The organism is Flavobacterium sp. YO12, assembly GCF_004119495.1.
GTDB lineage: Bacteria > Bacteroidota > Bacteroidia > Flavobacteriales > Flavobacteriaceae > Flavobacterium.
In genome coordinates, this window is the sequence record NZ_NRQU01000027.1 from 51,214 (window position 1) to 60,722 (window position 9,509).

Below are 9,509 nucleotides of genomic sequence, written 5' to 3' on the forward strand. Positions count from 1 at the left end.
ACATAAAATAAAAAAAGGAAATCTTTACGATTTCCTTTTTTTATATGCTACAAACTCTATAACTACAATTTAATTTCTTGTATTTGGCTTTCATTCAAATTTAAAGCTTTCATCACTTCAAAATAATTACTTTTATTAACTGACACCCCAAAATCAGCAGGAATAACAACAAACCTAAACACTTGTTTGTTAATAAAAGATGGCTTTCCTGCTACATTATCCCCTCCAACAAAAATTGTAAATGCTTGTTTACTAAAATTGTAATCATAGGTGATAGAGTCACCATTTGGGAAAAATACAGTAGTTGGTATTAACTGCCACACATCAGATCCTGAATTATTAACTCCTTCTAATCTGTAAATTAAAACTGACTCATTCTGATATAAATCTGTTTTCAAATACTTAGAAAAAGAATCAGAAATTATGTATCCATCAGTCGTATTAAAACTAAAACTAGTTTCTATTTCAAAAGCCACAGGCATTGGAGCATCCAATCCCGGAGGCCCTTCTGGTCCTTCACAACTTGTAAAAGCGATTAATCCAACAACCGCAAAAAGGGTAAGTATCTTTTTCATAATTTTTATTTTTTAGATTTATAAAGGTATTCCAAAAACCAAACCAAAAAAAGTTTTTAGTTGGCTTTGAAACGAGATTTTCATTTATTTTTTTGCAACAACCTGATTTTTAAGCAGTATTTTATTAAAAAATAATACATGATACGGCAGCGAATTTTCCCAATATTCCCAAGTATGCGCTCCCGGACGCTCTGTATAATCGTGTTCTATTTTATCATAAACCATTCTGCGATGCAATTCTCTATTCGGTTCAATCAAAAAATCATCAACACCACAATCAATTATTAACGGCAGTTTATTGTCTTTTATTTTATCCAGCATTCCCATAACGGCGTGTTGTGCATATAATGCCGAATTATCGCTTTTATCTCCAAAAACGGGCTGCATCAATTTTACCACTTGTGCCGAAGATTCGCGATTAAGCATTGTACCCATATCTACTGCTCCGCTCATACTGCCCGCAGCGCAAAACAAATCAGGATGTTTGGCTGACAAGTACAAAGCCCCGTGTCCGCCCATAGAAAGTCCCGTTATTACTCTTCCGTTTCTATTGCTGATGGTTTTATATGTTTTATCCACTTTCTGAATTACTTCCTGCGTAATAAACGTTTCAAACTGACTTCCTGGATTTACAGGGCTATCTAAATAAAAACTAAACGTTTCGCCCTCTGGCATTACAATAATTATATTGTATTGATCTGATAAATTTTGAACTAATTTTTTATTTGGAGTATTTTTTAACCAATCACCAAAATGTCCGTAAGCGCCATGCAGCAAATACATTACCGGAAAAGCCGATTTACTTTTAGCATACGAATTGGGTAAAACCACAGCTGCTTTGTACGTTTTACTCATCGCTGTACTGGCAATTTGCAGCGTGTCTACTTTTGCCGCGTACGACATTGACGAAACACACAAGAAAACGGCAAATACCCAAATTTTAAAGTTTTTCATTTTTATCATTTTTCGATTAAGGAATGTAAATATACCTTTTTTCAAAATAATTATATGAAAAATCCGACCAGTTTTCACTAATCGGATTTATTTTCTTTTGCCACAGATTGCACAGATTTAATAGATTATTTTCTCTTAAAGCTGGTTTGCCACTAATTACACAAATTTCCACGAATTTATTTTTTTGTGTGACTTATATAAAGATTCTAAAAATCAATATAATCCTTTAATCAGTGGCAAAAAGTGTCACGAATTCTCCACAAACTAATTCGTGTAATTGCTTCGCCTGTTCGCTATCGCTCGGGTCGTGACTGATAAATTTAATCAAAACTATTAACTAAATCCGTTGGGTATAATTGTTCAAAAAACAATCTAACACATAGAAACATACGATTTTATACCTAAAAGGAGACAAAAGAAACATGTTTCTTTCGCATAGCGTAGCTATGTGTGTTTAAAAAAAGTGAAACGCCTAATTTTCGACTGTAAAAGCTATGTTCCTATGTGTTGAAAATAAATACACCCACCGGGTTAACTAATTATAATTTTATGCTCGTGGCGGTATTGCGAGGCACTTTTACCTGTATATTGTTTAAATGATTTACTAAAGTGACTGAAATTATTAAAACCGCTTTCGTAGCAGACTTCGTTTATACTAATTGCTTTTTCGGCCAATAATTTTGAAGCATGAACCAAACGATATTCATTCACAAACTCTGTAAATGTTTTATTTGAAATCTTTTTGAAATAACGACAGAATGAAGGTGTAGTCATACTCACCAAATTCGAAACCTCATCGATAGCAATCGATTCTTGAAAATGATCTTTTACATAATTAAAAATCACATTCATACGATCACTGTCTTGCGTTTGAAGCTCCAACGAAAAACCATCAGCATTTAAAATGGTGTATTCTTCAGAAGATTCAAGTTCGTCCAAAACACTCAAAAGTGTCAGCAAACGCTCAAACGGAAGCTGATGTTCCATCATTTCTATTTTCTTTCCAATTTGTTTTTTAGTCTCACCGCCAAAAGCAATTCCGCCTTTAGACTGACTTAAAATATTTTGGATTTTCTTCATCTCTGGAACTACAAAAAAGTCATTTCCTAAAAATTCAGGTTTAATATGAATGACTGTTTCGTTTGTATTTCCCGTATTTTCATTTGTAAAACCGCAATGCGGTAAATTAGAGCCTATCAGAATCAAACTGCCATTTGTGTAATAAGAAACGTGGCTTCCTATTTGTCTTTTTCCTGCCCCGCCGTTTATATAAACCAACTCAATTTCTGGATGATAATGCCATAAATGAGCTTTGCTATTGGTCTTTTCGGCGTGTTTAGTATAGGTAAAAGAACTTCCGTATGAGCTAGTTATCACTTCAAGAGCTGGGGCAATTGTCTTCATGATAAAATCTTTAAAAAATAATAGCAAATTTAACAAAATCACCTAAAATAATTCAAATTTTAACCTATAACGGTTTCGTAACTGAGAATTTTGCACAAAAATACAATTCAAAAACAGGAGAAAATCGTCGTTTTTTTCATAACTGATATTTTTCTGAATGTTTTTTTTCCAAAATCGTATTTAATCAAACGTTTTTATAGTCATCTGGTATTTTTTGTAAGAATACAGGAGTTTATAAAAAATATTAACAATCTTAAATCATTAAAAAATAACAACTGAATTAACAAAAACACCTACAATAATTCAAATTTTAACCTATATCGGTTTCGTAAATGAGAATACAGCATATAAATTGGAAAATAGAGTAAATAAAAAACAGGAATCACTGAAGTAATTTTACATCAGAAAATTAGTGATAACAATTTAAAACGAAATACTATGAAAGCGATTTTAAAATTAAGTTTAGTATGTGCAGTACTTTTATCAGGATTCAGTACTTATGCAATTGATGGAAATGAAGACTTTAATCTTCATGTATTGAAAAACGGAAAAATGATCACTTTTGGTCTTAACCAAGTTCAAAAAGCAAAATTAGCAATATACGATAAAGAAGGAAATTTGTTCTACTCTGAAAATGCCGCAGGTAAAGATGGAATTTTAAGAACTTTTGATTTACAAGATTTTCCAAACGGAACTTACTTTTTAGAAGTGGAAGACAATTCTAAAAAAGTGAGATATGAAATTATCGTAAACGATGATTTTACAACATTATCATCAAAAGCAATTTCGGCAGTATACAAATCAGATTCTTCTGCAAAAAATACAAGCGTAGCAATACGCTAAAAAAGTTTATACTCTCATACAGTATAAAAATGAGGTTAGATAGTTAGTAAAGTTAAAAAACGTAAGTTTTAGAAACAGCTCTTTGTGGTTATTGAGCTGTTTTTTTTGTCCTTATATTGAACTAAGATTTTAACCGGTAAGATTTAACCTTAAAATGTGCAAAGAGTTTTATGAAGATCATTTTTCTAAGAAACTTCGGTAAATCAACCCTATCTTATTTTTAAACAAAACATTAAATAATAACAAGCGAATTAACCAAAACATAACAAATAACGCAAAATTTAACCTATAACGGTTTCGTAAATGAGAATATAGCACATATATTGGAAAATAGAGTAAATAGAAAACAGCAATCTAGAGCCTAATTTTACATTCAGAAATTGGAGATAAATAATTAAAACTAAATAGTATGAAAAAGATTTTAAAATTGAGTTTAGTATGTGCAATACTTTTATCAGGAATAAGTTCATATGCAATTGACGGAGGTAACGCTTTCAATTTGCACGTATTAAAAGCTAATGGAAAAGTAATCACTTTTGCTTTAAATCAAACTCAAAAAGCAAGCCTTAGTATATACGACAAAAACGGAAGTTTAATTTATTCTGAAAATGCTTCTGGTAAAGAAGGAATTCTAAGAACTTTTAGCTTAGAAGAATTTCCTGCTGGTACTTATTTCTTAGAAATTGAAGACAGCGTTAAAAAAGCAAGACATGAAATTACAATAACAAACGAAAGTTCGCTTTTATCTTCAAAAGCTCTTTTGACTGCTTATTAAACAAAAAATAAGCGCCGCAATGCGCTGTAAAAATTTATACTTTGTTTGAAGTATAAGGTTAGATAGTTAGTAAAGTTAAAAAACGTGATTGTTTTAAAACAGCTCTTTGTGGTTATTGAGCTGTTTTTTTTGTGCTTTATTGAAATGAGATTTTAACCGCAAAGCACGCAAGGATTTTTAATATGCTAAATTTATAAAAACGCAAAGTTCGCAAAGTATTGTGTTGAAATTGCTTTACGAACTTTGTGTTTTCTGAATGTAATACGAATTAAAACTCATTGCGTGCTTTGCGGTTAAACCCACATAATACATGTAAATAAATTCTTAACTCAACGTAAATTCAAAATCAAGAAAATCATTGAAAAATAACAACCAAATTAACAAAAACAGTAAATAATATTCATATTTTAACCTATAACGGTTTCGTAAATGAGAATACAGCATCGAAATTGGAAAATAGAGTTGTTAAAATACACGCACTTCTGTAGTAATTTTACATCAGAGAATTAAACTAATAATTTAAAACTAAGTATTATGAAAAAGATTTTAAAATTGAGTTTAGTATGTGCGGTACTTTTTACTGGAATGAGTACGTATGCAATCGATGGAAATGAAGACTTTAATCTTCATGTAATAAAAGCTAACGGAAAGCTTATAACATTTGCTCTTAATAAAGTGCAAAAAGCAAATCTGGCAATTTACGACAAAGACGGATCTCTAATTTATTCTGAAAATGCTTCAGGTAAAGATGGAATTTTAAGAACTTTTAATCTTGAAGAATTTCCAGAAGGAACTTACTTCTTAGAAGTTGAGGATAATGTAAAAAAAGTAACGCATCAAATCACCATTACAGATGATGCAACTGTATTATCAAAAAAGCGGTTTCATCAGTTTACAAAGCAGGTTTTTCTGCAAAAAATACAAGCGTAGCAGTACGCTAAAAAAGTTATACTTCTCATAAAGTATAAATCAAGGTTAGATAGTTAGTAAAGTTAAAAAACGTAAGTTTTAAAAACAGCTCTTTGTGGTTATTGAGCTGTTTTTTTTTGTTTTAAACTCAAGCAGATTTCATTGTTTATTATTTTTTGAAAAACTATTCTTAATAAATGTATAACACTGGTTTTTATGTCATTAAAAAAATGATGTAAAAAAACATCCAAAACACCAGTAATTACGTATATAGTGTAAACAAAATACAGAAATAGTTTTAAATCAGCATTTTACACCATTAAAAAAGAGCTTTTTTTTGCATAAAATTAAATTTGTATTTGTAGTTTTGCGCGTTCCACATTAGTAATAAACATTAAAAAAAACATGACAAGATTTACCAAAACAGGGTTAGTTGCGGCCTTTTTTTTAGCAACTGTATTTTCTTATGCCATTGATGGAAAAGGAGATTATATTTTGAACATTAAAACCGGAGAAGGAAAAGTAGTAAGTTTTACTTTAGACGCTGTTCAAAAATCATCATTTTCTATCTACGACGAAAATCACAATTTACTTTATGCTGGAGAATCTGCAGCAAACAAATTAGAGGTTTCAAAAACAATAAGTCTTGAAGGTTTTCCAGCTGGAACTTATGTTCTTGAAGTTAAAGCAAATGATAAGGTTGCAAAACATGAAATTAAAGTTGCTTCTAAAAAAGTAAAACCGTAAAGTTAGACGAATCAGTAAATGAAAGTCCATCTTTTCGCCGCTAATTTTTTGCCCTAAAAATTAGAAAGCATCAGCCATAGCTGATGCTTTTTTATTTATTCCCTTTCTTGATTTCGCAAAGTACTCCCAATTTGAATCAGTTTCCAAAACACGTTAGAATCCATAGGAAGAGGGATTTTCTGAATATCATTCTCTAAATCCTTATTATAAAGTGACGAATGCAAAACAGCATAACATAAATCTAATAAATCAAATGCGGTAAAACTTTGTTTATACTCTAAGCGCAGTTCTTCGCTGTTTGCAAAACACACATTTCCCGTTTCTTTTTTATCAAGAAACAATAAACCGTATCGATTTGTAATACTCTTTAGTAATTCAGAATTTAATTCTGATCTTTCCTGAAAAAGACTATTAAGCGTAAAATAAATTGCTTTTTCATCTAATGAAATTTTTAAAACAAGCTTTTCTAAATCAACTTTCAGAAGATCTTTTTCCTTGCTTTCATCAACACGAAAATTAATTATTTTATCAAAATATTGTCGAACTGTCATAATATTCTTAACTTTATAACTCTAAAGTTATAATTTATCCTTTGCATAAATGAAATATTTATTCTGAAAAATCGTTTTTCATTATAAGAAATTTTCTATTTAATACGTTAATTCGTTTCTAACAGCCGTAAAAAATCGATAAAACTAAAAAAAACACCGTCTAAATACACGTTATATAGTTGATTTAGATATATTTGCAAAAATAAAAAATAATAACCAAACCATTCATTTAAACCAATATTCATGAAAGAAAAACTAGCTGTATTAGTGCTGTTGACTGTTTTTTCACTTCGTGTTTCTGCTCAAAATGAAAAGCCTTTCATAACAGACAAGATAAGCGACAAGTATGCTTATGTTGATGTGATTAAAACTTACGAACGTATTGCGGCAAAAGGATACAAATCTGTCGACTTGTTTCAAAAACTAGGAAATTCCTCTTACTCTAACTACAAACTAGAGAAAGCTGCTGCGTGGTACGGTGAACTTTTCGCTATAACATCAGATTTAGAACCTGTTTACTATTATCGCTACGCAGAATCTTTACGCTTTATTTGCCAAAATGAAAAAGCCGATGCTGTTATCGAAAAACTAAATCGTAAACCGAAAGTTACTACCCGAAAAAAGGTTTAAAAGAAACTGATATAAATAAAACCTCTCAGAAATGAGAGGTTTTTTCTTTTATTCCGCACCAGCACAGAATATTGTCATTTCGACCAAAGGGAGACTCGAGCGTCAGCGAACTGGCGAAGCAAATCACACTCGGGAATCGACAAAGCAAATCGCCAATCTTTGTAGAAATACTAGTGTGATTTCTCCTTACGTCGAAATGACAAACTTTATGGAGTTTTTGAGGTTTGTTGGAGAGATTGTTTGAAAACGATTTTCTTTTTTGCTATTCCGAAACGTTATAAACATAGCCCGTGGTTTCAACCACGGGAACGTAATATTGTCTTGCTCGTATTGTGTACCCGTGGTTGAAACCACGGGCTATATTTGACAATAGGATTTTGTATGTCATTTCGACGTAAGGAGAAATCTTCGTACGCTGAGCAAGCATTGTTGCGGAGTTTCTTTGTCATGAACGGATTAAAATCCGCCCCTACAATATGATTTGTTCCTATGGAACGTTTTTAGCCACAATATTGTCATTTCGATCCCGAAGCTTCGGGATCGAAATGACAAACTAGAGAGATAAACTTTAGATTTATGAGCTAAACCTTATTGAACGTAACAAAAAACCTCTCATTTCTGAGAGGTCTTTTATTATTCAAAAGTTTACTATTTCTGATTTAGTAATTTTTCTAAATATTCGATTTTATCTTGTTCCGCTTTCAACAAACGTTCATAAAGCTTTTTATTTTCTTCTACCGTTTCCATTAATTTATCTAATGGATTGAAAGTACAATGATTTCCAAAGTTTACATTACTATTTTTTGTATCAGTAAAATTATTGAAATAATTAATTGCAGCTTCGTCCGAAAAATTCTTAATAGCTTCAACCGTTACACCAAGTGCTTTTGCAACCTCAACAAGTTTTTCGTCATCAATGGTTTCGCTATTTTCCATAGCCGAAATCGCCTGTTGATTTGTTCCTAAAGCTTGCGCCAAAGCTTCCTGCTTCATATCTCGAAGTTCACGAATACGGCTTATTTTTCGCCCTATATGATTTGGTTTTGTTAGTGTGCTCATAATTCAAAGATAATAATAAAGTATCAAAATCGGCAAAATGTAAAAAACAGATTTTATGCCGTGCAATACAGTAAAAAATGATTTCGTACAGCAAAATCTATTTCTTCCTTCGCCGAACCAACACAAAAGTACAATTTTTCTTATAATAAATTTTACAAAAACCAAATTGTAAAGTAATTATCAAACAAAACTAAATACAAGCCTTATGGAACCAAATGAAACTGAAATTGTAAAAAACCTAAAAAGATTAAAAACCCTGCATTTCCGCACTCTAAAACCCGCCAATGACGAATCTAAAACTTATACAGCTCAAATTGAAGTTTTAAATTATCTCGAATTAGGCTGCATAATTACCGATATGCTAAAATTATGCATCCTAGCACTCGATCACGATATGCAAAATGTTCCAGAAAAGAAAGACCAATCTATAAATGTGAGTCTTATTTTAGAAACTGTTTTGCAATTGTTTCCTTTAAGTGAAATGGAGTTTTTGAGTTTTGTTGGGGAGGTTATTGAATGATTTCTATTTGCAGATGCAAAGATGAAAGGTCTAAAATTAAAAAATCTCGCAAAGACGCTAAGTCTCAAAGTTTTTACGCAATCTTGTCATTTCGATTTTGAACTTAATCTATTCAAAATATATGCAAGTAGAAAAATTATTATTTCTAAAGCTATTAAAATTGACACACCACATTGCAAACTAATATCAATAAACAATTTTACCATTAATGGAATATAGATAATTGGCAAAGAAATTACATTTCCTAGTATTATTATAAGCTGCAAATTATCATCTAGGTTATCATTTCTTTCAGGTTCTTGAAGTAAGCCTATCAGAAAGCTATTAACTAAGGAAATGGGCATTGTAATTGAAACACTTAAAAGGATCAATTTAAATGTATCTGTTTCTAAAAATAATTCTTTACTAAATAAAAATACAAACATAATCCCAGGACAAATTATCGTAATGCAAAATAACATAACTGTCACAAAAGTTATTGATCTGATTCTATGTAAATCTAAGTTCATTTTAAGCTAATTTTTAAATTTTATATTATAAAT

The 9,509-nt window shown here is 30.8% G+C and carries 11 protein-coding genes and 1 pseudogene; 6 read left to right on the top strand and 6 right to left on the bottom strand.

Annotated elements, in window-relative coordinates; all coding sequences use genetic code 11:
• Positions 1-62: 62 nt before the first annotated feature.
• The 3 genes from BOW55_RS10890 to BOW55_RS10900 form a co-directional block, all read right to left on the bottom strand.
• Entirely contained in the window at positions 63-575 is a 513-nt protein-coding gene (locus BOW55_RS10890; protein ID WP_129024143.1) for a hypothetical protein, read from the bottom strand.
• A gap of 84 nt (positions 576-659) precedes the next feature.
• Positions 660-1,529, bottom strand: coding sequence for an alpha/beta hydrolase family protein (locus tag BOW55_RS10895; protein WP_099720312.1), 870 nt, complete (start codon positions 1,527-1,529; stop codon positions 660-662).
• Positions 1,530-2,060: 531 nt separating this feature from the next.
• Positions 2,061-2,933, bottom strand: a complete 873-nt coding sequence (locus BOW55_RS10900; protein WP_089056518.1) for an AraC family transcriptional regulator — start codon at positions 2,931-2,933, stop codon at positions 2,061-2,063.
• Between the two features lie 438 nt (positions 2,934-3,371).
• Between BOW55_RS10900 and BOW55_RS10905 the strand changes: the two genes are divergently transcribed.
• The 4 genes and pseudogenes from BOW55_RS10905 (at position 3,372) to BOW55_RS10920 (ending at position 6,207) form a co-directional block, all read left to right on the top strand.
• A complete protein-coding gene (locus BOW55_RS10905) occupies positions 3,372-3,776 on the top strand; it encodes a T9SS type A sorting domain-containing protein (RefSeq protein ID WP_089055177.1) in 405 nt (134 codons plus the stop codon).
• Between the two features lie 409 nt (positions 3,777-4,185).
• The gene (locus tag BOW55_RS10910; RefSeq protein WP_089056516.1) at positions 4,186-4,551 is read left to right on the top strand and encodes a T9SS type A sorting domain-containing protein; all 366 of its coding nucleotides are present in this window, start codon (positions 4,186-4,188) and stop codon (positions 4,549-4,551) included.
• Between the two features lie 534 nt (positions 4,552-5,085).
• Positions 5,086-5,492 (top strand): annotated as a pseudogene (locus BOW55_RS10915) (T9SS type A sorting domain-containing protein).
• Positions 5,493-5,865: 373 nt separating this feature from the next.
• Positions 5,866-6,207, top strand: coding sequence for a secretion protein (locus tag BOW55_RS10920; protein WP_241686537.1), 342 nt, complete (start codon positions 5,866-5,868; stop codon positions 6,205-6,207).
• Positions 6,208-6,302: 95 nt separating this feature from the next.
• Here the strand turns inward: BOW55_RS10920 and BOW55_RS10925 are convergent, their stop codons facing one another.
• Positions 6,303-6,758 (bottom strand): type ISP restriction/modification enzyme, encoded by a 456-nt coding sequence (locus BOW55_RS10925; protein WP_129024144.1) that lies wholly within the window; start codon positions 6,756-6,758, stop codon positions 6,303-6,305.
• A gap of 243 nt (positions 6,759-7,001) precedes the next feature.
• On the opposite strand from BOW55_RS10925, the gene BOW55_RS10930 reads away from it, so the two are divergent.
• Positions 7,002-7,388, top strand: coding sequence for a flagellar motor protein MotB (locus tag BOW55_RS10930; protein ID WP_129024145.1), 387 nt, complete (start codon positions 7,002-7,004; stop codon positions 7,386-7,388).
• A gap of 648 nt (positions 7,389-8,036) precedes the next feature.
• Here BOW55_RS10930 and BOW55_RS10935 read toward each other — a convergent pair.
• Positions 8,037-8,447: a helix-turn-helix domain-containing protein gene (locus BOW55_RS10935; protein WP_129024146.1), complete on the bottom strand. Its 411-nt coding sequence runs from the start codon at positions 8,445-8,447 to the stop codon at positions 8,037-8,039.
• A 205-nt stretch (positions 8,448-8,652) separates the two neighbouring features.
• Here BOW55_RS10935 and BOW55_RS10940 point away from each other — a divergent pair, with 205 nt between their 5' ends.
• Complete coding sequence (locus tag BOW55_RS10940) at positions 8,653-8,967, top strand: hypothetical protein (RefSeq protein WP_129024147.1); 315 nt, start codon at positions 8,653-8,655, stop codon at positions 8,965-8,967.
• Positions 8,968-9,053: 86 nt separating this feature from the next.
• Here the strand turns inward: BOW55_RS10940 and BOW55_RS10945 are convergent, their stop codons facing one another.
• Positions 9,054-9,476 (bottom strand): hypothetical protein, encoded by a 423-nt coding sequence (locus BOW55_RS10945; protein ID WP_129024148.1) that lies wholly within the window; start codon positions 9,474-9,476, stop codon positions 9,054-9,056.
• Positions 9,477-9,509 lie beyond the last annotated feature (33 nt).